The sequence below is a fragment of the Acuticoccus sediminis genome, assembly GCF_003258595.1.
GTDB lineage: Bacteria > Pseudomonadota > Alphaproteobacteria > Rhizobiales > Amorphaceae > Acuticoccus > Acuticoccus sediminis.
Map to the genome: position 1 here is coordinate 791290 of NZ_QHHQ01000002.1, position 23448 is coordinate 814737.

A 23448-nucleotide genomic window follows, 5' to 3' on the forward strand; every position below is an offset into this window, starting at 1 on the left:
TCCCGGTGGAAGCCGCCCCCGCTCGCGATGTCAGAGCTCGATGTCGAGGACCTTGCCGACGGAGCCGTTCCATTCGGCGCGGCAGTCGTCGACGACGCGCTCGCACTCGGCGATCCACATCGGCAGGATGGCGCTCTCCAGTGCGGCCTTCATCTCGGCGCGCGCCTCGGGCGTCACCTCGAGGAGGCTCATGTTGCCGACCTGGCCGTTCTCGCAGGGCTCGGCGCCGACGTTGCAGTTGATGCCGTCCTGGTTGTCTTCCACGCCCATGGTCCAGAGCGCGTCACCCAGCTCGTCGAGCTCGGCCGTCAGCATCTCCTGCTGCTCGGGGGTGAGCTTGTTCCAGGTGTCGAGGCGGATGACGTGGATCGAGACGCCCGACCCGCCGAGCGGAACCGGGAAGAGGGTGTCCGTCACCTCGTGCCAGCCGTTGACGTTGCCGTAGACGCTGCCCGTCGCGGCGCAGTCGACGACGCCCTGCTGCAGCGCCTGGTAGACCTCGGGGCCGGCGAGCGTGACGGACGTCCCGCCGAACTCCTCGACCGCCTTCGCGCTGAATGCGCTGGAGACGCGGACCTTCTTGCCCTCGAGGTCGGCGAAGCCCTTGATGTCGCCCTTGCAGTAGAGGATCTGCGGCGGGTAGGCCCAGGTGGCGACGAGCTTGGCGCCGTAGCGCTCCTGCAGACGCTTGTCCATCACCGGCGAGTACGCCTCGAGCAGCTTGGCGAGGTCGTCGAAGGTGTAGGACAGGCCCGGCAGGTCGGCGCCCATGAACAGCGGATCGTCGCCGGAGACGTGGCTCACCTGGATCGAGACGATGTCGAACGCGCCCGACTGGAGCGTGCGCAGTGCCTCGAAGCCGGTCAGGCCGAGCTCGTCGATGGTGCGGAACTGGGCAGAGAAGGCACCGTCGGTGCGCTCTTCGAGGCCCTTCCAGAACGGGGTCTCGATCTCCTGCTGCTGGGGCTGGTTGCCGTACCAGCCGAGAACGCGCAGGTCGACGTCCGCGGCCTGGGCGCTGACGTGGCCGAGGGCGAGGAGGGCGCAGCCGGCCAATGCGAGGCGTTTTGTGCTGAGAAGGGGGAACATGAGGAGTTAACTCTCGCGATGGTCGAGGGGTCGGGAGGTGCCGCGGCACCAGGTTGCTTTTCGTAAAGCAATTTGCATGCCATTTCCTTCGCGCCTGAACGTCCGCCCGCGGCGGTTCCGCATCGGTCCTGAATGCGAATGCGCTATGGCGAGGAGCGGCCCCACACATTCTGCAGGCATTCGACGAAGCGGGCGAGGGTTGCGGCACGATTTCCACGGCGCCAGACCGCTATCGTGGGCGTGACGGCGGTGACATCCGACAGCGGCTTGATGACGAGACCGCGCCGCTGCAGGTTGCGTACGCATTCGGCATAGATCGTCACGCCCGTGCCCGCCGCGACGAGACCGAAGATCCCCTCGCTCGATCCTGCCTCCTGAACGACCTTCGGGAAGAACCCTGCGGACTGGCAGAGGGCGAACGTGCGCTCGCGGTGCGCGCCCCACTGGTCCACCGTCCCCATCACGAACGGCTCGTCGGCGAGGTCGGTGAGGTAGAGCTCGCGCCGGCTCGCCATCGCATGCGTCGCGGGGAGGAGGGCGACGTAGCGATCCTCGTGGAAGGGGTAGTTCGCAAACCCCTCGCTCTCCAGGCCGCCGATCAGGAAGCCGACGTCGATGCTCTCCGTGAGCAGCGCCTTCCGCTGCAGGGTCGTTGCCAGATAAGTGAGCTCCAGGCGGATGTCGGGATGGCGCTCGACGAAGACGCGGATGAGCTCGGGCAGGCGCCCGTTGATGGCGAAGTCGTTGTAGGCGATGCGCAGCAGCCCGGTCGTGCCAGCCGCGGCGTCCTGCGCCGCCGTCTCGGCGCGCCGGAGCTGCGCGAAGGTCTCCCGCGTCGCCTCCATGAAGGCCTCGCCCGCCGCCGTCAGGCTGACCTGACGGGTGGTGCGCCGGAAGAGCGTGACGGAGAGCGCCTCCTCCAGTTCGGCGATGGTGCGGCTGAGCGCGGGTTGCGACAGGCCGATCCGCTCGGCCGCGCGGCCGAAGTGGAGGGCCTCCGCGACAGCGAGGAAGGCGCGCAGATGGCGCAGCTCGTACATGGCCGATTATTCCGCGAGACGAATGAATTTATAGCAAACCAATCATTCTCGCGCACCCATCCAGCGGGCATCCTCCTTGTCGCCAACCCCGATGCCATGGGAGAGACGATATGAGCGACGACCTGACCGCCGCGCTGGAGCGCGCCTTCGAGGAGGCGAGGCGCCGCTACGCGAGCCGGGGTTTCCAGCGCCGGCTGGGTTTCGGCTCCAAGCCGTGCCTCGTCAATGTCGACCTCGCCAATGCGTGGACGCGGCCGGGCAACCCCTTCTCCTGCGAGAACATGGACGACGGCGTCATCCCGGGGGTGCAGAAGCTCCTCGCAGCGTGCCGCCGCAACGGTCACCCGGTGGTCCACACGACGACCTATTACCAGGTCACCGACACCACCAACCCCAACACCGACATGGGCCTGTGGCACCACAAGATCCCCATCGAGGTCGTCTCCGAGGACCGTCCGGACCTGTGGGCGATCGACTCGCGCATCGAGCCGGTGAAGGGTGAGCAGGTGCTTGTGAAGAAGCGGGCGAGCGCCTTTCACGGCACCTACCTCGCCGGCTTCCTGCGTGCGGCGGGCGTGGACACGATCCTCGTCACCGGCGTCACCGCCTCGGCCTGCGTGCGCGAGACGGTGTGCGACGGGCTGGCGGAAGGGTTCCGGACCATCGTCGTGAAGGAGTGCGTCGGCGACCGCATCCCGGGCGCGGTGCTGTGGAACCTCTTCGACATCGACGCCAAGTTCGGCGACGTCGAGCCGCTCGACGTCTGCATCGACTACCTCGACCGCGTCGGCCAGGTGCCGCTCGCCCGGTCGGCCTGATCCGGCGGCGCGCCGGTCCGCGCCCGGTGAGGGGCGGACCGGCGTTCGCCCCGGCGATCAGGGCAGGACTTCAGCCGCTGCCGCAACGGTTCGGGCGAGGGCGCACATGTTGGCGTCGTCGCCCGGGCGGCCGATGAGGATGCCGGCGAGCGGCAGGCCGCTCCCGTCCACGCCCGCCGGGATCGTGACCATCGGCCCGCCCAGCGCCGTCCACGGCGCGATGTAGCGGGGATCGCCGGTCCAATCGAGGCCCTCGGGCGCGGGGCCGGGGGCGGCGGGCCACAGGACGGCGCGTCCCTTCATGGTCTCGCCGATCCTCGCCCGCACCGCCTGGAGCGTCGTCCGGTCGGCGAGGTAGGTCTCGTCGTCGATGCCGAGTCCCTCCTCGATCACGGCGCGGAAGCGGTCCGAGATGCCGTCGCCGGCGCCGAGGCGGCGGGTGTGGAGGCGCCCCACCTCGTAGTGCATCGTGCGCCAGTGTAGCTGGCGGATCTCCTCGAACGGCACCGGCGAGCGGGCCCGCTCGACGGCAATGCCCGCCTCGCGGCACGCCTCGACCATCCGCTCCAGTGCGGCGGCCATCGCCGGAACCATGTCGAAGATGAGGGGGTCGTCGAGGACGAGGACGCCGCCGAGCGGAGCCGCGGCCGGTACGACGTGCGGCGGAGCGAGAGCCTCGAACATCGCAATCGCGTCCGCCGTCGTCTGGCCGTAGAAGCCGACCGTGTCGTACATCGGCGCCAGCAGCGAGACGCCGTAGGTCGACAGGAGCCGGCTCGACGGCTTGAACGCGCCGATGCCGCAGTACGCGGCGGGACGGTTCACGGACGCCATCGTCTGCGTGCCGAGCGCCAGCGGGACGCAGCCGCTCGCCACTGCCGCCGCCGATCCGCTCGACGAGCCGCCCGGCGTGTGCGCCAGATTGTGCGGATTGCGGGCGGGCGACGGGTACGTGAAGGCGAACTCCGTCGTGTGCGCCTTGCCCATGATGATGGCGCCGGCGCACCTCAGCGCCGCCACGACTTCCGCGTCGGCGGTGGCGGGCGGCGCGTCCTCCAGCATCCTGGCGTTGCACCGGGTCGGGAAGCCGGCGACGTCGATGATGTCCTTGACCGCCACGGGGATCCCGTGGAGCGGGCCGCGCAGAGCGCCGGAGCGCGCCTCCGCGGTGCGCTGCTCGGCGACGCGCCGCGCGCCCTCGGCGTCGACCACGCGCCACGGCTCGGCCAGCGGCTGCACCTCGTCGATGCGGGCCAGATACATATCGACGAGCTCGCTCGGCGATATGTCGCCCGCCACGATACCCTTCATCAGATCGCCGAGGCGTCCCGGCGCGCGGGCGCAGGATGTCTCGCTCATACGCTTACTCCGAGATAGCGCGCCTGAAGCTCCGGATCGTCGCGGACCGTTGCCCCCGGCCCTTCGAAGACGACCGCGCCCTGCTCCAGGATGATGACGCGGTCGGCGACGCGTAGCGCAAGTTCGAGGTTCTGTTCCACCAGCACGATCGCCATCCCCTCCGCCTTGAGCCGCGTCATCATGTCGACCACGAGGTCGACGATCTTCGGCGCGAGCCCCTGGGACGGCTCGTCGAGGAGGATCACCGACGGGTCGGTGACGAGGGTGCGGCCGATCGCGAGCATCTGCTGCTCGCCGCCCGACAGCGTGCGCCCGCCGCGCGACTTCATCTCGGCGAGGCGCGGGAACATCGAGAAGATGCCCTCCGTGGTGTAGCGCCCGCCCTTCTTCTCGAACACCTTGAGGTTCTCGAGCGCGGAGAGAGTCGCGAAGATGCCGCGGCTCGCAGGCACGTACGCCGCGCCCTTCTGCGCCACCTGGTAGGGCTTGAGGCCGGTCACCTCCTCGCCGTCGAGGAGGACGCGGCCCTGGCGCGGCGGGGCGAGGCCCATGACGGACTTGATCGTCGTCGTCTTGCCCGCGCCGTTGCGGCCGAGGATCGCGAGGAGCTCGCCCTTGGCCACCTCGAACGACACGCCCTGCAGCATGTGGACGAGGCCGTAGTAGGTGTGGACGTCTTCCAGCTTCAGCGCGGCGGTCACGCGGTGTCCCTCCCGAGGTAGGCGTCCTGGACGCGCTGGCTCGTGCGGATCTGCGCGGGCGGCCCCTCCTCGATCATCCGGCCGAGGCTCAGGACCGAGACCGTGTCGGAGATCTCCATGACGATGTTCATCTTGTGCTCGATGAGAAGGATCGTGTAGCGCCCCGCCAGGCTCCTGATGAGGTGGGTCATCTCCACCGTCGCCTCGGGCGCGAGCCCCTGCGTCGGCTCGTCCAGCAGCAGCAGGCGGGGCAGTCCCGCGAGGCTGACCGCCACCTCCAGCATGCGGCTCTGGCCGTGCGAGAGGGTGCGCGCAAGGGCCGTCGTCTTGTGGGCGAGACCCACCTCTCGGATGATCTGGGCGGTCTTTTCCTCGATGTCGGGGAAGGCGTTGCGGCGCTTCAGGTAGTCCGCCGGCCCCTTGTTCATCCGCGCGAACAGCGCCGCCCAGACGTTGTCGTGGATGGTGAGGTCCGGGAAGACGTTGGTGCGCTGGAAGCACCGCGATATGCCGAGGTGCGGCATCCGGTGCGGCGGTGTCCCGGTGATGTCCGTCCCGTCGAAGGTGACGGTGCCGGAGGAGGGGAGGATCTCCCCGGAGATCAGGTTGAAGAAGGTGGACTTGCCCGCCCCGTTCGGCCCGATCACGGAGTGGATGGTGCCTTCCCTGACGGCAAGGTCCACTCCGTTGACGGCGAAGACGCCGCCGAAGTGCCTGGCGAGCCCGGTGCACTGGAGGATCACGCTCATCGTGTGGCCTCCGCCTCTCCCGCGCGCCGGCCGGTGAGCTTCGCCGCGACGGTCTCGACGAGGCCGACGATGCCGCCCCGAAAGAAGAGCACGGTGATCGCGAAGATGATGCCGAGCACCAGGAGCCAGCGCGCCCAGATCACCGCCAGCGTGTCGGAGAGGAAGATGTAGGCGACGGCGCCGATCACCGGGCCGAAGAAGTTCCCCGAGCCGCCGAAGAGCAGCATGAAGATGAAGTCGCCGGAGCGCAGCCAGTGGATCTGGTCGATCGGCACGATCCCGTAGAGCATCGCGTAGACGCCGCCCGCGAGTCCGGTGAACGTGGAGGAGATCACGAAGGCGTACCAGCGGAAGCGGCGCACGTCGTAGCCGACCGCGGCCGTGCGCGACGGGTTTTCCCGGATCAGGCGGAAAACGAGGCCGAGCGGCGCGTGAAGGATCCGCCAGATCACCAGCAGCGAGGCGAGGAGGACCACCGCGGTGAAGACGTAGAACGCCATCGGTGTCGCGATGAACTCGGGCCGCGGAATGCCGGGCAGGCCGTCCTCGCCGCCGGTCACGCCGGTCCAGATGTAGGCGATGAAGTAGAACATCTGGTTGAAGGCGAACGTCAGGCAGATGAAGTAGAGCCCGGTGCGACGCACGCAGAAAAAGCCCACCGCCATGGACAGCACCATGACGACGAGGGCGGCGCCCGGCAGCGCCACGATGAGCGGCAGGCCCGCCTTCAGCATCAGGCCGGACGCGTAGGCGCCGGAGCCGAAGAACATCGCCTGGCCGAACGAGAGCATCCCCGTGTAGCCGACCATGATGTTGGTGGCGACGGCGACGAGGGCGAACACCAGCATCTCCGCCGCGGTGACCATCGGGAAGAGGAACGGCGCCGCGACGACGAAGACGAGGAGGAGGACGAGAAGGATACGGTCTGTGGTCATCAGCGCGTCCCGAAGAGGCCCTGCGGACGGGCGATGATCGTGAGGCCCATCAGGATGTAGATCACGACGTTCGCCGCCTGCGGCCACCAGATCGTGGTGAGCCCTTGGGCGATGCCGATGAGGATGCCGGCGACGATCGCGCCCGGCACGCTGCCGAGCCCCGCCACCACGACGATGACGAACGAGATCGGCAGGATGTCGAGCCCCATCGTCGGCGTCAGGCCCAGGATGGGGGTGGCGAGCGCGCCCGCCAGACCCGCCAGCCAGGCGCCGAGCCCGAAGGTGAGCAGGAACATCTTGTCGATGTTGATGCCGAGCACCGACGCCATCTCGCGGTCCTCGATCCCCGCGCGCAGGATCGCGCCGAGATTGGTGAAGGTGAGGAACACCGTGAGCGTGACGATGATGATCAGCGTGAAGACGATGAGCGCCAGGCGGTAGGTCGGGTAGATGACGAAGCCGAGGTTCGTCGCGCCCATCAGCGCCTTCGGCGGCATCACCGAGAAACCGACGGGCCCCCAGATGATGACGATCAGCTCCTGCAGGATGAGCGCCATCGCGAACAGGAAGAGCAGCTGGTAGTCGTGATGCGCGCTGTAGAGGCGGCGGATCCCCTGATGCTCCAGGACGAGGCCGATGAGGACCGTTCCGAGCGGGGCGATCAGAATGGCGATGTAGAACGAGCCCGTGAGCCTGGCGACCGTGTAGGTGAGGTACGCGCCGATCGCGTAGAGCGCGCCGTGGGCGAAGTTGGGGATGTTGAGGATCCCCAGGATAAGGGTCAGCCCGACGCCCACGAGGGCGTAGATCATTCCGAGCGCGAACCCGTTGAGCAGCTGACTGAGGATGAGAAACGTCATCTGAGGGCTGGCAGTCCTGGCGTGAGGTGGCCGGCGGCGGCCGGCGCGGTGCGGGCGCCGCCACGCGCGGCGCGTCGGGGTCGGCGGCGCGCCGGGCGCCGCCGCTCGGGCCGCCGGCCGGACCGGTGCGGCCCGGCGGCGGTGCGGCTCAGAAGCCGCCGATGTCGGCGCAGCCGTTCATCTCGGCCGGCTGCGGCGTGTCGGAGGTGAGGACGATCTCGCCGAAGTCGTACTCGTTCTCCATCTCGCTCTCCGGCTTCGTCTTCAGGACGAAGTAGGGGCGGACGGTCTGGTGCGTCTTGGCGTCGATCTTGAAGTGGCCGACGAAGTTGTCGCCTTCCATCCCCTCGAGGGCCTCGACGACGGCCTGCGGCTCGGTGCTGCCGGCCTTCTCCATCCCGGCGAGGAACATCGAGGCGAGGCCGTAGCCGGCGGCGGGACCGTAGCCCGGGGGCACGCCGTCGTTCTTGGCCTTGTACTTCTCGACGAAGTCCTTGTTCTCGGGGTTGTCGATCGTCCAGTAGTAGTTGGTGCCGACGATCAAGTTCTCACGCATCGCCGGGTCGAGCTGCACCAGCTCCTCCACGCCCGACGACCAGGACATGATGACCGGCTTGGCCGGCGCGAAGCCGAAGTTGTTGAGCTGACGCACCGCGGAGATCGCGTCGAGGCCGAAGTTGATCATGAAGACCGCGTCCGGGTTGGCCGCCATCGCCTTGGTGATGAAGGTCGAGAACTCGCGGTTGCCGAGCGGGTGACGGTCCGCGCCGACGACCTCGAGGCCGTATTTGGGCGCCAGCTCCTCGACGTACTTCTGCAGCGACCAGCCGAACGCGTAGTCGACGACGAAGAGGTAGATCGACTTCGCGTCCGGGTGCAGCTCCTTGAACGCCTTGAGGTTGGCGTCCATCGCGGTCCACGCGTTGGCGGCCCACTGGAAGGCGTAGCGGTGGCACTTCTTGCCGGAGATGTCCTCCGAGCCGCCGGAGAAGAAGTACGGCACCTTGTTGTTCTTCGACACCTCGGTGAGCGCGAGCGCCACGCCCGAGGACCACGGGCCGATCATGTACTGGACGCCGTCGGTCTCGATGGCGGCCTGCGCGCGGCGGGTGGCGGCGCCCGCCTCCGTCTCGCTGTCGCGGGTGATGTAGTTGATCGTCTTGCCGGCGATCTCGCCACCCACGTTCTCGAAGGCGACTTCGGCGCCCGAGTTGAGGATCGGGCCGAGGTCGGCATATGGGCCGCTGAAGGGCCAGATGCCGAGGAAGGTGACGCTGTCGTCCTGCGCCGTTGCGATCGAAGGGGCAGCGACCGCACCCATGAACGCGGCGAGCGCCGCCGCTGCGACGGCGCGTCGTGGCATGAAGTTTCTCACGGTATCTCCTTGTAGCCTTCGCAAGCTGCGGTGACCGGGGAAGACATCGCGAGCCGTTCGCCGGTCTACCCCCGGGTGCGTTACAAGTGGCATGCCAAACCGGCGAAATTTAATTCCGCCGGTGCCCCCGTGCCCAGCGTGCCGGCAGAACGTACCGAGGGAGCCGGAGGCCGCAGGGCGGCTCCGGCGGCACGGTCACTTCGCGGGGACGGGGGCTGGCCGGGCGGCCGTCATCGGCTCGGCGATGGCGGTATAGAGGTCCGGCTGCCGGTGGGCGGTGAAGTTGAAGATGTTGCTGCGGATCTCCTTGCAGCGGTCGAGGTCGATGTCCGCCACCACGAGCTCGTCGCCGCGCGTGGAGGCGACCGCGATGATCTCGCCGGTCGGCGCGACGATGCACGAGCCGCCGATCATCTCGCAGCCCTCCTCGAGCCCGGCCTTGGCCGTGGCGACGACGTAGGTGCCGTTCTGGTAGGCGCCGGCCTGCAGGGAGAGGTGGTTGTGGAAGTCCTGCAGGTGGTCGATCGCGGGCGAGGCCGGGTCGTGCTGCGGGGTGTTGTACCCGAGGAGGACCAGCTCGGCGTTCTGCAGGCCGAGGATGCGCCAGACCTCGGGCCAGCGCCGGTCGTTGCAGATGCACAGCCCGACGCGACCGCCGAGGGCATCGACGACCGGGAAGCCGAGGTTGCCGCGTTCGAAGTAGCGCTTCTCGAGGTTCTGGAACGGCCGCCAGGGCTCGTTCTCGCGATAGCCCGGCAGATGCACCTTGCGGTACTTCGACACGATCGTGCCGTCCGGACCGACGAGGATCGCCGTGTTGTAGCGGTGCTCGCCGTCGATCTCGGCATAGCCGAGGTGGAAGGCGATGCCGAGCTCGCGCGCCTTGTCGAACAGGGGCTGCGTCTCGGCCGAGGGCATCTCTGTCTCGAAGTAGCGGTCGATCGCGGCTTGGTCTTCCATGTACCAGTGCGGGAAGAAGGCGGTGAGCGCCGCTTCCGGGAAGACGACCAGTTCGACGCCGCGCCGGTGCGCCTTCTCCATCAGGGCGATCATCCGCGCGACGGCGGAGGCGCGGGGCTCGTCGTCGGCGATGGGGCCGAGCTGCGCGGCGGCGACGGTGAGGGGTCTAGGCATCGGTCAGGTCCTCGAGCGGCCCGCGCCCCGATGGGCGAGGGGGACTGCGGTGGTTGGCTTCGCCCGCCGGGGCGCGCCGGCCGGGCAGACGAGCGCCCCGCCCGGAGGGCGAGGCGAAGGGCGCGGGGGAACGGGCGCGGCGTCGACGCCGCGCCGAGAGGGGGCCGGAGGGCCCGGACGGCCGCCTTACTCGGCGCCTTCCATGTACTGCGAGGCGTTCGCCTTCGCGACCTCATCCTTGAAGAGCGCGACGAGCGCCTGACCGTCCTCGCCGAGCGCGGACTGGATGTGCTCCTCGAACGCCGGCAGCGCGGCCTCGCGCATCGCGGTCCGCTGCTCGGGCGTCAGCGCGGTGATCTTCATCGACTTGGACAGGCCCGACAAGCCGCGGTCCGACGCCTCGATGATGCGCGACAGGCCGCGCGAGGCCGACACGCACGCCTGCGCGGCATACTGCAGGACGTTCTTCTGGTCGTCCGTCAGCGCCTCGTAGGCGGCCTTGTTCATCAGCAGCGTGTAGGGCGAGAAGAGGTGGTTGGTGAGCGTCAGGTAGCCCTGAACCTCGCCGAAGTTGGAGAAGGAGATGATCGGGATCGGGTTCATCTGACCGTCGATCACGCCCGTCTGCAGCGCGGAATAAACCTCGCCCCAGGCCAGCGGATAGGCCTCGGCGCCGAGCGCGTTCATGATCGCCTGGTGCGACGGCACGGTCATGGTGCGCAGGCGGATGTCCTTGAAGTCGTCGAGGTCGGCGATCTCGTGCTTGGAGTTCGTCACCGCGAAGAAGCCGCCCGTGTCGGGGAAGCCGAGCACCTTCACGTCGCCGAGCTTCTCCTCGATGTCGGCCGCCAGCGCCTGGCCGAACGGACCGTCGAACACCTCGTACGTGGCGGCGTTGTCGGCGAACGCGAACGGCAGGTTCAGGACGTCGATGTTCTCGTAGTAGGGCGCCATCGCGCCGGTCGAGGAGAGGCTGATCTCGGTGATGCCGTCGCGCACCATCTGCACCTGCTCGGTGGCCGTGCCGATGGAGGCGTTCGGGTAGATCTCGACGTCGATCTCGCCGTTGGTGTCCGCCTCGATGATGTTCTGGAGGACCGCAGCGCAGGCGTGGGCGGGGTTATCGTAGGGATCCGGGTTGTTGTCGTGCGAGATCCGGATCTGCGCGCTCTGGGCGAACGCCGCCGGCGTGACCGCCATGACGAGGGCCAGCGCGGTGGTGCCCGCGACGATGCGGGGGAGCGTTGAGGTCATGTACGATATCCTTTTGCTGCGGGAAGTGGCTCAGGCAAAGCCGAGGAAGCGGGGGACCAGGAGGGCGAGATCCTCCCAGTAGGCGAAGACGAGAAGGACGCCGATTTCGGCCAGGAGGAACGGCCAGAGACGCAGTGCGATCGCCTCGAGCTTCTCGCCGGTCACCGACGACAGGACGAAGAGGCAGGCGCCCACCGGTGGCGTCATGAGCGAGATGTTGAGGGCGAGGACGAAGATGATGCCGGAGTGGATCGGCTCCAGCCCGATCTGCGTCGCCAGCGGCACCAGCACGGGCGCGAGGATGATGAGGATCGCGGTGATGTCCATCACCATCCCGACGAGGAGCAGGATGCCGACGATCAAGAGGATGATGACGTAGCGGTTCTCCGAGACCGCGAGCACGGCGGCGGCGATCGCCTGCGGCACGCGCTCGAAGCTCATCCACCAGCCGAGCATCGAGGCGAAGGCGATGATGACGAAGATCACGCCGGTGATGCGCGCCGTCGACAGGAGCATGTTGTAGAGGTCGCGGGCGCTGAGATTGCGGTAGACGGCGACGCCGAGGAAGAAGGCGTAGGCCACCGCGACGGAGGCGGCCTCGGTGGGGGTGACGATGCCGCCCAGGATGCCGCCGAGGATGATCACCGGCATGATCAGCGCCGCGAGCGAGCGGCTGAACGTCCTGACGACGGTGCCGAAGGAGGCGCGCGGCTCGGGATCGGGCAGGCGGTTGCGCCGGGCGCCCAGGGCGATGATCGCCATGCAGACCGCGCAGATCGCGAGGCCCGGCAGGATGCCGGCCGCGAAGAGGCCGCCGATGGAAACGCCGAGGAGGGAGCCGTACACCACCATGAGGCCGGACGGCGGGATCGTCGGGCCGATGATCGAGCCGGCCGCGGTGACGGCGCAGGCGTAGTCGCGCCGGTAGCCCTGCTCGACCATCGCCGGCACGAGCGTCTTGCCGAACGCGGCCGCGTCCGCCGTCGCCGCGCCGGTGAGGCCGGCGAAGAACACCGAGGCGATCATGTTGGCGTGGGCGAGGCCGCCCCGGAAGTGGCCGACGAGGACGTGGGCGAAGCGCATCAGCTGCTGCGTGATGCCGATGTGGTTCATGATCTCGCCGGCCAGGATGAAGAACGGCATGGCGAGGAAGGGGAAGCTGTCGAGCCCGGCGAAGAGCTTGGAGACGCCGAGGGCGAGGAAGCGCTCGCCCCCCATGGAGACGAGCCCGGCGAGCCCGGCGAGGCCGATCGTGAAGCCGATCGGCATGCCGAGGAGGAGGAGGACGAGGAAGATCACGCCGACGAACATGGTCAGACCTCCGAGCCCTGGGCGACGAGCGCCTGGCGGCCGCCGTCGCGCACCAGGCAGAGCGCGAGCTGGATGGCCGACATCGCGGCCGCGGCGGGGACGGCCGCGAAGGCGGGCGCCATCGACATGCCGAAGATCATCGCCCGCCGGTTGAGCCCGCCGAGCGCGAAGCCCACCCCGTACCAGACGACGTAGAGGAAGAGCCCGATGGCGAGGACGTCGCACAGCATCAGCGCGGCCCGGCGCAGCGGGACGGGAAGGCGGTCGACGAGGATCGACAGGCCGATGTGCTCGCGCCGCGCGATGGCGCAGGAGATCGCCAGCAGCGCCATCCAGATCATCAGGTAGCGCGCGAGGATCTCCGGCCAGTTGAGCTGCCAGCGGAAGACGTAGCGGTCGGCCACGCCGATCCACACGTCGAGCACCAGAAGCGCCATCAGGACGACGACCACCGCTTCGACCACGCGGTTCAGCACGAGGCTTGCGGTGCCAGCGAATTCTCTCATTCGGGGAGGGGCTCCGGGGTTGGATCAGTCGCCGATCGGGCGATCCGAGTTGGACATGCCGAGCGCGGAGAGGCTCTTCCTGATGCGCCGCAGACCCTCCAGCACCTGCGGCCCCATCGCCTCGGCGACGGAGGTCGCGAGGACGTCGACCACGGTGAGGAGGGCGTAGCGGGCCGGGCTCGGCTTGATCACCTGCCCGTCGCCGGGAACGGAGAAGCCGAGGACGATCTCCGCCTCGCGGGCGAGGGCGGACGCGGGGTCGGTGATGGCGATGGTGGTGGCGCCGTAGAGCCGGGCGATCCGCGTCGCCTCGACCACCGAGTTGGCCGATCCCGACGCCGACAGGGAGACCGCGACGGTGGTCTCGCCGGCGACGGCGGCGACCATGCGCTGCATCTGTCCGTCGGTGTGGGCGGTGACGGGAATGGCGAAGCGGAAGAGGCGGTTCTGCAGCTCCACCGCGCCCAGCGAGGAGACGCCGCCGGAGCCGAAGGTCACCACCTGCCGCGCGCTCGCGATCGCCTGTGCGGCCTCGGCGACGCGGCACATGTCGAGCGCGGCGGCGGTCCGCTCGATTGCGGCGGTGGCGGCGTCGCGCACGCTGGTGATGATCTGCTCGTCGTCGGGGCTGCGCCGCGTCGGCGTCGGGAACATCGTGAAGCCGCCGATGGCGATGATCTGTGCGAGGCGCAGCTTGAAGTCGCGGACGCCGTCGCACTCGATGGCGCGGCAGAAGCGGGTGACGGTCGGCTCGGAGACGCCGGCCCGGGCGGCGAGCTCCTGGATCGGGGCAAGGGAGACGGCCTCGGCGTCCTCGAACACGAGCGACGCGAGCCGCTTCTCGGCGGGGCTGCCCTCCACCGCGAGACGGCGCAGATTGGCGACCATGTCGATCGTCCTCGTTCCGTCCACGGTGTCAGCGCCCTCCAGAGTTGCCGGTAGACTGCGGTCGCCGGGGACGCGGGCCTCGATTCGACGGGAACGACCCGTTCGAACCGGCTGCGATGCCCCGGCTGGATCCGGCCGCGCGATGGTGAGGCACGCGTTCGGAAGGGGCGCAGGGTGACCGCGGCCATGTCAGTTTGCAACATGAATTCTTCGGCGATCCGTGCGTATTCCATGGACATTCTGGTCAAAAGATCGCCAGATGAAGGAAAGTTACATGGAATCGCTTGCGGAATGGCCGGTGCGACTTCTACGCTGTCAGTAACACCGACCGGCCGGTCCGGCGCCGGCGCGACGTCGCGCGCCCGGTCCGCACGGCGAACACCAACTCTAAGGAGCCCTTCGTGGCGAAAGAATGCTTCGGCAGCGCCCCCGTGCCCCTCTCGCCGGCCGTGCGCGCCGGTGACTTCATCTTCGTGTCCGGCCAGGTCCCGGTCGGGCCGGACGGCGAGCTCGTCGGCGGCAACGTCGGCAACCAGACCCGCCAGGTGCTGAAGAACGTCGAAGCCGCGCTGAAGCTCGCCGGCGCCGAGCTCTCCGACGTCGTCAAGACGACGGTCTGGCTCGACGACGCGCGCGACTTCGCCGCCTTCAACAAGGCTTATGGCGAGTTCTTCCCGTCCGAACCGCCCGCCCGCACGACCGCGGAATCGCGCCTGATGGCCGACATCAAGGTCGAGATCGAGGCGATCGCCTACAAGCCGCGCTGAGCGTGAGCGGAGCGCCGGTCCGCCGGCGCGTGCGCTGACGGCGCGGGGCGCCACGGAGTGCCCCGCCTTCCCCTTGCACACGACGGGCTCGCCGATTCCCGGCGAAACTGCCGAAGACCGCGCCCTTGAACGGGTGCAACAGGACATTTCCCATGAGCCCCGACCTCATTCTGAAGGGCGGACGGGTGATCGACCCGTCGCAAGGCATCGACAAGATCGCGGACGTCGCCTTCTCCGAGGGTGCCGTCACCGAAATCGGCGACAGCCTCGATCCGCGCAACGCCGAAGTGCGCGACGTCTCCGGCAAGATCGTCACGCCCGGCATCATCGACCTGCACACCCACGTCTATTGGGGCGGCACCTCGCTCGGCGTCGACCCGACGATGTTCGCGCAGGACAGCGCCGTGACGACGATGATCGACACCGGCTCCGCCGGGCCCGGCAACTTCGCCGGCTTCCGCAAGCACGTCATCGAGCCGTCCGAGCCGCGCATCCTCGCCTACCTCCATGTCTCGTTCGCCGGCATCTACGGCTTCGACACCGGCATCATGGTCGGCGAGAGCCACGACTTCCGCCTGATGGCCGCGAAGGAGTGCGCCAAGGTCATCGAGGCGAACCGCGACCTCATCGTCGGCGTCAAGGTGCGCATCGGCCGCCACGCCTCCGGTCCGTCCGGCATCGACCCGCTGGTCGTCGCGCTCGACGTCGCGGGCGAGATGGGCGTGCCGGTCATGTGCCATATCGACGAGCCGCCGCCGTCCTACGAGGCGGTCGTCTCCATGCTGCGTGAGGGCGACGTCCTCACCCACTGCTACCGCCCGTTCCCCAACTCCCCGGTGGACGGCGAGGGCAACGTGAAGCCGGAGATCCTCAAGGCGCGCGACCGCGGCGTCTACTTCGACATCGGCCACGGCATGGGATCCTTCTCGTGGAAGACCGCCAAGGCGATGATGAAGGCGGGCTTCCCGCCCGACACCATCTCCTCCGACGTCCACGCCTTCTGCATCAACGGCCCGGCCTACGACCAGCTCGTCACCATGTCGAAGTTCCTCGCGCTCGGCATGCCGCTGACGGAGGTGGTCGAGCGCTCCACCGTGATCCCGGCGAAGGCGCTGCAGCGGCCCGAGCTCGGCACCTTCGGTCCCGGCAACGTCGGCGACGCGTCGATCCTGTCGCTGGAGGAGGGCGAGTTCCCGCTCACGGACGTGCGCGGCCTGGTCGAGACCGGGTCGGCCAAGCTCAGCGCGGCGGGCGTCGTCCTCGCCGGCCGCTGGTGGCACGGCGACTGACGTGTACTGGGAGCGTCTCACGAGCCACGAGCTCAACGCGCTGGACAAGGCGACACCGCTCTTCCTGTCCATCGCCGCGGTCGAGCAGCACGGACCGCACCTCGCGACGGGCACCGATTCCATCATCGGCGCCCATCTCCTCGAGCGGCTCGAGGCGGAGCGGCCGGATGGCGTCGTCATCCTGCCGCAGGTGAAGGTCGGCTGCTCGGAACATCACATGAGCCTCGGCGGGACGCTCACCGTCTCGCATCCCACCTTCATCGCCTACGTGACGGAGCTCGCGAGCGCCGCGCTCCGCCACGGCTTCACCAACCTCGTGATCCTCAACAGCCATGGTGGCAACGTCGCGGTCGGTGGCGTCATCGCCGAGATGCTGGCCATCGAGAATCCGGACTGCCGCATCGTCTTCACCACCTGGTGGCGCGTCGCCGCCGAGGCGCTGAAGGGGATCGTCGAGGGCGGCAAGGGCGCCGTCGGCCACGCCTGCGAGTTCGAGACGTCGCTCATGATGTCGGCCGCGCCCGGCGAAGTGCGCGGCGGGAAGATCCCGCCCCGCGGCGGCGCGGCGAACTTCGCCTGGGCCGACGGCGACATGCTGGTCGGCTCCCCGGCGACCCTCGTGCGCACGATGTCGGCGCAGACCGGCGGCACCGGCGTCAAGGGCGAGCCGTCGCTCGCCTCGGCCGGGAAGGGGGTGGCGATCGCTGACGCGGTCGTCGCACAGCTCGTGGTGATGGCGGACGATCTCGCCAGCAAGTCCGACGATTAGCACGGAAAGGGGTGAGTAAAATTGTGCCCCTTTCGTCTAAAATTGGTCGTCATTCGCGCATGTGAACGGCAATCCTGACCTTGATCGGAATGCCAAAATTTGCTTTCTTGGAAGAAATATCGCGTAAAACTATCGCTGAGCTTAGCCGTTTCGGCGAGCGCGAGAGCATCAAGAGGGAGAGATCATGATGCAGTGGGCTGATTACACGGGTCGAATTCGCAGCGCGGCCGCCGTCGCGACCCTGGCTGCGGCACTCGCGGTGCCCGGCGCGGCCTCCGCGCAGGAATTCACGATGGCGATCGCGCACCTCGCACCCGAGGACATGGACAACGAGATCCAGCCCGCGCTCGTCCACTTCAAGAGCCTCGTCGAATCGAAGACGAAGGGCGAGGTCGAGGTGGAGATCTTCGGCGCCGGCCAGCTCGGCTCCGAGGTCGAGACCGGCAAGCAGGCGCAGGACGGCGCCCTCTTGCAGTCCACGATCATCTCCTCCGGCGCGATGAGCTCGTTCTTCCCGAAGTACCAGGTCATCACCGCCCCGTTCCTGTTCCCGAACTACGAGGTCGCCCACGCCTTCTTCGACGGCGCATGGTTCGCGAACTTCATGAAGGGCACGATCGAGGAGTCGGGCCTGCGCTACCTCGGCACCTTCGACGACGGCGGCGGCTTCGTCGCGTTCACCAACAACGGCAAGCCGATCAAGACCGTCGACGACCTCGCCGGCATGAAGATCCGCGTCGAGGAGAACCCGGCCCACGTCGCCACCATGAAGGCGCTCGGCGCCTCGGCGACCCCGCTGCCGTGGGGCGAGGTGATCACCGCGCTCTCCACCGGTCTCGCCGACGGCCAGTTCAACGCCCCCGGCGTCTCCAAGAACTACAGCCTGTGGGAAGTGAACGACTACACCACGCTCTCCGGCCACGTGTACAACTCGCAGTCCTGGCTCGTGTCCGAGGAGTGGTTCCAGTCGCTCCCCGACGAGTACAAGGAGGCGGTCGTCACCTCCGCCCGTGAGGCGATCGAGCTCGCGCACGGCATCTCCGCCCTCGCCGCGATCAAGGGCTGGCAGGTCTCCTGCGAGGAGTTCAAGGAGTGCTACGTCCTCCCCGCCGAGGAGCGCACCAAGATGGCCGAGATCGCCCGTCCGGCCTGGCAGGAGTGGATCGTCAACGACTTCGGCCTCGACGCCGCGCTCGTCGACGAGCTCTTCGCCACCGTCGAGGAGATCAAGGGCGACGTGACCGCGACCGACATGGAACGTTACGGCAAGTAAGCCGCACCGGACGTCCCTGACGCCCGCGCGCCGCCCGCCTCGCCGCGGGCGGCCTCCCTTCGCTCCGTGTCCTCGTCCGCGCCTCCCGTCCTGACCGATGCGGCCGCAAGGCCCGTCCCAGAAAGGCCCCTATGACGTTCTCGCGCAGCCGGCTGTCGGCCGGATTGAACCGGACGGTCAGCACCGTCTGCGTCCTCTTCATCCTGGCGATGCTGGCGATCTCGTTCTCCGGTTTCTTCTACATGATCCTCACCGGGGACGCGCTCTCCTGGACCTACTCGCTGGCGCGGCTCTTCATCCCCTGGCTGGGGCTCCTGTCGCTCACCGTCGCCTTCTGGCACGGCGAGCACATCGCGATGACGGCGATCATCGCCATCCTGCCGCGGACCGCCGTGACGGTGCTCCACTACGTGAACACGGCGCTCGTGGCGCTCTTCGCCGGCCTGCTCATCTGGTACGGCTGGAAATTCTTCGCCAAATCCACCGACATCTACATGGTCTCCGACACCATCCAGATCCACGCCAAGTGGGTCACGGCCTGCGTGCCGGCGACCGGCCTGGTGCTGCTGATCCACGTCCTGTGCGGGGCCAACCTGCTCGACGAGGAGAGCCCGATGGAAGAGGCCCGTGAGCTCGCCGCCGGCGAGAAGGACAACCGTCCATGACCTCCGCGATCTCCGTCTTCATCGTCCTCCTCTTCATCGGCACGCCGATCGCGCTGCTGATGGCGCTTTCCGGTCTCGCCGGGAGCTGGGAGCTGGGCGGCCTCCGCTTCATCCAGATCATCGCCGAGCGGATGTTCTCGGGTGTGTCCGGCTACCTCCTGATGGCCGTGCCGTACTTCATCTTCACCTCCGAGCTGATGAACCAGGCGGGGCTGACCGAGCGTCTCGTCGCCTTCAACAACGCGCTGCTGGGGCGCATCCGCGGCGCGCTCAGCCACGTCAACATCGTCGTCAGCCTGTTCTTCTCCGGCCTCACGGGGGCGGCGATCACCGACACCGTCGCCGTCGGCAAGATCCTCATCCCGGCGATGAAGCGGGAGGGCTACACGCCGGCCTACGCCGCGGCTGTGACGGCCTGCTCCTCGATCATCGGGCCGATCATCCCGCCGTCCGTCGTCATGGTCGTCTACGCGGCGATCCTGCAGAACGTGACGGTGCTCGACCTCTTCGCCGCCGGCATCCTGCCGGGCCTTCTCATGACGGTCGCGCTTCTTGTCGCCTCGTTCGTGATGGCCTGGATCTACAAGTTCCCCCGCCACGGCGACACGAACCTGAGGGACGCGGCGCGCGCCTTCCTGCCGACGGTCCCGGCGCTCCTGGTGCCGGTCATCATCCTCGGCGGCATCCTCGGCGGCCTCACGACCATCACCGAGGCGTCGGCCTTCGCGGCGATGTACACCCTCATCCTCGGCTTCTTCGTCTACCGCACGCTGACGCTGCGCAAGGTGTGGGAATCGCTCGTGGCGACGGTGCGCTTCTCGGGCGTCGTCTTCTTCCTGCTCGCGTCGTCGACGGTGCTCGGCTGGTTCGTCACCCGCTCCGGGCTCGCGCGCGACGCGGCGGGCATGATCACCGCGATCTCGGACAACTGGATCGTCCAGATCGGCCTGGTGAACCTCCTCCTCATCCTGCTGGGCACGGTGCTCGACGTCCTGCCCGCGCTGGTGGTGGTGGCGCCCGTACTGGTGCCGGCGATGGTGCAGCTCGGCTTCGACCCGCTGCACTTCGCCATCGTCATGATCATCACGCTCAACGTCGCCAACATCACGCCGCCGGTGGGCATGACCCTCATGACCGCCTCGCAGATTGCCGGCGTGCCTTACGAACGTGCTATCGTCACGGCGTTGCCGTTCTACCTCAGCCACCTTGCGGTGATCGCGGTCGTCTCGCTCTGGCCCGCGTTCGTCCTCTTCATTCCGAGCCTCTTCGACTGACCGTCGCCGGACGACCCCCTGGAGACCCCGCCATGGCGCTCGACGCCCCCACGAATTCCACGATCATCGCCGAATACCGCGACCGCACCCGCCGCTCCGCCGAGCAGGCGGAGGCGGCGCGCAGCGTCTTCCCGTCCGGCATCACCCACGACGCGCGCCACCTCTCGCCGTACCCGATCACGGTCGATCAGGGGAAAGGCAGCCGCAAGTGGGACATCGACGGCAACGAGTACGTCGACTACTTCGGCGGCCACGGGGCGCTGCTCCTCGGCCACTGCCACCCGCGGGTGACGGCGGCGGTCAAGGAAGCGCTCGACGACGGGACGCAGTTCGCCGCCTCGACGACGCGCGAGTACCGCTGGGGCAAGGCCGTCATCGGGATGGTGCCCTCCGTGGAGCGGGTGCGCTTCACCGCCTCCGGGACGGAGGCGACGCTCCTCGCGCTGCGCCTCGCCCGCGCGTACACCGGCCGCTCGAAGCTCCTGCGCTTCACGTCCTACTTCCACGGCTGGCACGACCACATGACGAATGGCTACTCGAGCCATTTCGACGGCACGCCGACGGCCGGCGTCCTGCCCTCCATCGCCGCCGACGTCGTCCTCGTCGCGCCGAATGACATCGAGGGCGCGAAGGCCGCGCTCGCCGGCGGTGACATCGCCGCCGTCATCATCGAGCCGACGGGCGCCTCGTTCGGGCGCGTTCCGATCGCCGACGGCGTCCTCCAGGCGCTGCGCGAGGCGACGGCCGCGACCGGCACGATCCTCATCTTCGACGAAGTCATTTCCGGTTTCCGCTGCTCCCCCGGCGGCGCGCAGCAGGCGTACGGCGTGACGCCGGACCTCACCACCATGGCGAAGATCGTCGCCGGCGGCCTGCCGGGCGGCGCGGTCGGCGGCCGGGCGGACATCCTGGAGCGGATCGACTTCGAGGCCGCCGCCGACAAGGGCTTCGAGAAGATCGCCCACCCCGGCACCTTCAACGCCAACCCGGTGTCAGCCGCGGCCGGCATCGCCGCGCTCGACATCATCGCCACCAGCGACGCCTGCGACCGTGCCAACGCGTATGCGGCGGAGCTGCGCGAGCGGCTCAACCGCCTGCTCAAGGCGACCGGCATGCCCTTCGCGGCGTACGGCACCTTCTCCGGCTTCCACCTCTTCCTCAACGTCGAGAAGCGGTCGATCGACCCGGTGACCTTCGACCCGTTCAGCGTGCCCTGGAAGGAGCTGAAGGCGTCGCCCGCGAACCTCGTGGACCGGATCCGGATCGCGATGATGATCAACGGCGTCGACCTCTCCGGCTGGCCCGGGGGCCTCGCCAGCGCCGCGCACACCGAGGACGACATGGCCGTCACCATGAAGGCGTTCGAGGCCGCCATCGCGCGCCTCAAGGAGGAGCCGGACCTGTGACGCGCGACGAGATCGACACGCCCGCGGTCGTCATCGACACCGCCAGGGTCGAGGCCAACCTAGCCCGTGCGCAGGCCTACGCCGACGCGCACGGCCTGACCCTGCGGCCGCACATCAAGACGCACAAGCTGCCGATGTGGGCCAAGCGCCAGCTCGAGCTCGGCGCGGTGGGTATCACCTGCCAGAAGCTCGGCGAGGCGGAGGTGATGGCGGACTCCGGCATCACCGACATCTTCATCCCTTACAACATCCTCGGCGCCGCCAAGCTCGAGCGGCTCGCCGCGCTCCACGACCGGATCACCGTCGCCGTCGCCGCCGACAGCGACGTCACGGTGGCCGGCTACGCCGCCCGCTTCACCGACCCGGCGCACCCCCTGCCGGTGGTGGTGGAGTGCGACACCGGCGCGGCGCGCTGCGGCGTCGCCACGACGGACGAGCTGGTGGCGCTCGCCCATGCCATCGAGGCCGCGCCCGGCCTCACCTTCGAGGGGATCATGACCTATCCGCCGCGCGGCAGGATGGCGGAGGTCAACGCGATGCTGGGCGAGGCAAAGGCCGCGCTCGTGGCGGCGGGCCTTCCGCCGCGCCGGATCTCCAACGGCGGGTCGCCCGACCTCTACCATGCCGCCGAGGTGACCAACGCGACCGAGCATCGCCCCGGCACCTACATCTACTCCGACCGCATGCAGGCCGCTTTCGGCCTCGGCACGCTCGACGACTGCGCGCTGACGGTGCTGACGACGGTCGTCAGCCACCCGACACCGGGCCGCATCGTCCTCGACGCCGGCTCCAAGGCGCTGGCCGCGGACACCTCGCCGGCCCCCGGACACGGCGATATCGTCGAGTACCCCGGCGCGGTCATCACCGGGCTCAGCGAGGAGCACGCCGTGGTCGACGTGTCGGCCTGCGACAGGATCCCGGCGATCGGCGAGAAGGTGCGCGTCATCCCGAACCACGTGTGCGTCGTCTCCAACCTCTTCGACGTCGTCCACCTCGTCTCGGGCGACGAGGTGACGGTCGTTCCCGTGGCCGCGCGCGGGCTGCTCGCCTAGCGTTCGTCGCCGCGCGCCAGCTCGCGGGCGAGCGCCAGGAAGGCCCTCAGGCCGGCGGACGTGTTGCGCCGGCCCGGGTAGTAGAGGGAGAGCCCCGGGAAGGGTGGCGTCCAGTCGTCCAGCACCCGTACGAGGCGGCCGGCCTCGATCTCCGCCCGGACGTTCTGCTCCATGAAGAAGCCGAGGCCGATGCCGTCGAGGACGGCGGTCCGCGCCAGGCTCGCCTCGCCGAGGATGATGGGGCCGCGTGCGTCGATGCGCACGACCTCGGCGCCCTTCTCGAAGTGCCAGCGGTAGATCGCCCCGTCCGGCAGGCGCACGCGGACGCAGCGGTGGGCGAGCACGTCCGTCGGCACCAGCGGCCTCGGGTGCTCGGCGAAATATTGCGGCGTGCCCACCACCGCGAAGCGCTGCGGCCGGCCGAGCGAGACCGCGATCATGTCGCTCGGGACGAGATCGGCGAACCGCACGCCGAGGTCGAAGCCGTCGGCCACGATGTCGACGAGCCGCCCCTCTGAGACGAGATCGACCGTCATGTCCGGATAGCGTCGCAGGAATTCGAGGACGAGCGGGGACAGGATCTCGCTCGCCGCCACCGGCGCCGCATTGATCCGCAGCAGCCCGGTCGGCGTCTCGCGGTGCGACCGCACCGCCTCCATCGCGCCGCGGATGTCCTCCAGCGCCGGCCCCATCGCCTCGACGAACTGCCGGCCGGCGTCGGTGAGCGCGACGCTCCGGGTGGTGCGGTTGAAGAGCCGCACGCCGAGGCTCGTCTCCAGCTTCGCGACCGCCTGACTGAGGGCGGTCGTCGACATCCCGAGGTCCACCGCGGCGGCGCGGAAGGATCCCCGCCGGGCGACGGCGACCACGGCGCCGAGATCGTTGATCGTGGTGCGCGACATTATCCGCATTTCCGGAATTCGGTGTCCCTGAT

General features: G+C 68.8%; 23 protein-coding genes. 9 read left to right on the forward strand and 14 right to left on the reverse strand.

Annotated features, from left to right (window positions below; all coding sequences use genetic code 11):
* Window positions 1-30: 30 nt before the first annotated feature.
* A complete protein-coding gene (locus DLJ53_RS11565; RefSeq protein ID WP_111345283.1) occupies window positions 31-1089 on the reverse strand; it encodes a TRAP transporter substrate-binding protein in 1059 nt (352 codons plus the stop codon).
* Window positions 1090-1232: 143 nt separating this feature from the next.
* Complete coding sequence (locus tag DLJ53_RS11570) at window positions 1233-2129, reverse strand: LysR family transcriptional regulator (RefSeq protein WP_111345285.1); 897 nt, start codon at window positions 2127-2129, stop codon at window positions 1233-1235.
* 110 nt (window positions 2130-2239) lie between these two features.
* On the opposite strand from DLJ53_RS11570, the gene DLJ53_RS11575 reads away from it, so the two are divergent.
* The gene (locus DLJ53_RS11575; protein WP_111345286.1) at window positions 2240-2947 is read left to right on the forward strand and encodes an isochorismatase family protein; all 708 of its coding nucleotides are present in this window, start codon (window positions 2240-2242) and stop codon (window positions 2945-2947) included.
* A gap of 57 nt (window positions 2948-3004) precedes the next feature.
* On the opposite strand, the gene DLJ53_RS11580 is transcribed toward DLJ53_RS11575, so the two are convergent.
* From DLJ53_RS11580 to DLJ53_RS11630, 11 genes are all read right to left on the reverse strand, one after another.
* Window positions 3005-4306: an amidase gene (locus DLJ53_RS11580; protein WP_111345287.1), complete on the reverse strand. Its 1302-nt coding sequence runs from the start codon at window positions 4304-4306 to the stop codon at window positions 3005-3007.
* The gene (locus DLJ53_RS11585) at window positions 4303-5007 is read right to left on the reverse strand and encodes an ABC transporter ATP-binding protein (protein WP_202913108.1); all 705 of its coding nucleotides are present in this window, start codon (window positions 5005-5007) and stop codon (window positions 4303-4305) included. The genes DLJ53_RS11580 and DLJ53_RS11585 overlap by 4 nt, the downstream gene beginning before the upstream one ends.
* Window positions 5004-5756 carry an ABC transporter ATP-binding protein gene (locus DLJ53_RS11590; protein WP_111346265.1) on the reverse strand — a complete coding sequence of 251 codons (753 nt, stop codon included), beginning with the start codon at window positions 5754-5756 and terminating at the stop codon, window positions 5004-5006. Before DLJ53_RS11590 ends, DLJ53_RS11585 begins: the two co-directional genes overlap by 4 nt.
* A complete protein-coding gene (locus tag DLJ53_RS11595) occupies window positions 5753-6691 on the reverse strand; it encodes a branched-chain amino acid ABC transporter permease (protein WP_111345289.1) in 939 nt (312 codons plus the stop codon). The genes DLJ53_RS11590 and DLJ53_RS11595 overlap by 4 nt, the downstream gene beginning before the upstream one ends.
* Window positions 6691-7551 carry a branched-chain amino acid ABC transporter permease gene (locus DLJ53_RS11600; RefSeq protein WP_111345290.1) on the reverse strand — a complete coding sequence of 287 codons (861 nt, stop codon included), beginning with the start codon at window positions 7549-7551 and terminating at the stop codon, window positions 6691-6693. Before DLJ53_RS11600 ends, DLJ53_RS11595 begins: the two co-directional genes overlap by 1 nt.
* Window positions 7552-7699: 148 nt before the next feature.
* Window positions 7700-8914: an ABC transporter substrate-binding protein gene (locus DLJ53_RS11605; RefSeq protein WP_162409144.1), complete on the reverse strand. Its 1215-nt coding sequence runs from the start codon at window positions 8912-8914 to the stop codon at window positions 7700-7702.
* A gap of 207 nt (window positions 8915-9121) precedes the next feature.
* On the reverse strand, window positions 9122-10060 hold the full coding sequence (locus DLJ53_RS11610) for an N-carbamoyl-D-amino-acid hydrolase (RefSeq protein ID WP_111345294.1): 939 nt from the start codon (window positions 10058-10060) through the stop codon (window positions 9122-9124).
* Window positions 10061-10246: 186 nt separating this feature from the next.
* Window positions 10247-11314 (reverse strand): TRAP transporter substrate-binding protein, encoded by a 1068-nt coding sequence (locus tag DLJ53_RS11615; RefSeq protein ID WP_244935056.1) that lies wholly within the window; start codon window positions 11312-11314, stop codon window positions 10247-10249.
* A gap of 30 nt (window positions 11315-11344) precedes the next feature.
* Window positions 11345-12625 carry a TRAP transporter large permease gene (locus DLJ53_RS11620; RefSeq protein WP_111345295.1) on the reverse strand — a complete coding sequence of 427 codons (1281 nt, stop codon included), beginning with the start codon at window positions 12623-12625 and terminating at the stop codon, window positions 11345-11347.
* Between the two features lie 2 nt (window positions 12626-12627).
* Complete coding sequence (locus tag DLJ53_RS11625; protein ID WP_111345297.1) at window positions 12628-13131, reverse strand: TRAP transporter small permease; 504 nt, start codon at window positions 13129-13131, stop codon at window positions 12628-12630.
* A gap of 24 nt (window positions 13132-13155) precedes the next feature.
* Complete coding sequence (locus DLJ53_RS11630; protein ID WP_202913109.1) at window positions 13156-14043, reverse strand: MurR/RpiR family transcriptional regulator; 888 nt, start codon at window positions 14041-14043, stop codon at window positions 13156-13158.
* Between the two features lie 377 nt (window positions 14044-14420).
* On the opposite strand from DLJ53_RS11630, the gene DLJ53_RS11635 reads away from it, so the two are divergent.
* From DLJ53_RS11635 to DLJ53_RS11670, 8 genes are all read left to right on the forward strand, one after another.
* A complete protein-coding gene (locus DLJ53_RS11635; protein WP_111346271.1) occupies window positions 14421-14786 on the forward strand; it encodes a RidA family protein in 366 nt (121 codons plus the stop codon).
* A gap of 152 nt (window positions 14787-14938) precedes the next feature.
* Complete coding sequence (locus DLJ53_RS11640) at window positions 14939-16075, forward strand: amidohydrolase/deacetylase family metallohydrolase (protein WP_111345299.1); 1137 nt, start codon at window positions 14939-14941, stop codon at window positions 16073-16075.
* 1 nt (window position 16076) lies between these two features.
* Complete coding sequence (locus tag DLJ53_RS11645) at window positions 16077-16844, forward strand: creatininase family protein (protein ID WP_111345300.1); 768 nt, start codon at window positions 16077-16079, stop codon at window positions 16842-16844.
* A 187-nt stretch (window positions 16845-17031) separates the two neighbouring features.
* Window positions 17032-18117 (forward strand): TRAP transporter substrate-binding protein DctP, encoded by a 1086-nt coding sequence (gene dctP / locus DLJ53_RS11650; RefSeq protein ID WP_111346273.1) that lies wholly within the window; start codon window positions 17032-17034, stop codon window positions 18115-18117.
* 131 nt (window positions 18118-18248) lie between these two features.
* Window positions 18249-18782, forward strand: a complete 534-nt coding sequence (locus DLJ53_RS11655; protein WP_111345302.1) for a TRAP transporter small permease — start codon at window positions 18249-18251, stop codon at window positions 18780-18782.
* Window positions 18779-20056: a TRAP transporter large permease gene (locus tag DLJ53_RS11660; protein WP_111345304.1), complete on the forward strand. Its 1278-nt coding sequence runs from the start codon at window positions 18779-18781 to the stop codon at window positions 20054-20056. The genes DLJ53_RS11655 and DLJ53_RS11660 overlap by 4 nt, the downstream gene beginning before the upstream one ends.
* A 32-nt stretch (window positions 20057-20088) precedes the next feature.
* Window positions 20089-21462 (forward strand): aspartate aminotransferase family protein, encoded by a 1374-nt coding sequence (locus DLJ53_RS11665; protein ID WP_111345305.1) that lies wholly within the window; start codon window positions 20089-20091, stop codon window positions 21460-21462.
* Window positions 21459-22514 carry a D-TA family PLP-dependent enzyme gene (locus DLJ53_RS11670; protein ID WP_111345307.1) on the forward strand — a complete coding sequence of 352 codons (1056 nt, stop codon included), beginning with the start codon at window positions 21459-21461 and terminating at the stop codon, window positions 22512-22514. Before DLJ53_RS11665 ends, DLJ53_RS11670 begins: the two co-directional genes overlap by 4 nt.
* On the opposite strand, the gene DLJ53_RS11675 is transcribed toward DLJ53_RS11670, so the two are convergent.
* Complete coding sequence (locus tag DLJ53_RS11675) at window positions 22511-23416, reverse strand: LysR family transcriptional regulator (RefSeq protein ID WP_111345308.1); 906 nt, start codon at window positions 23414-23416, stop codon at window positions 22511-22513. The genes DLJ53_RS11670 and DLJ53_RS11675 overlap by 4 nt on opposite strands.
* Window positions 23417-23448: the final 32 nt, after the last annotated feature.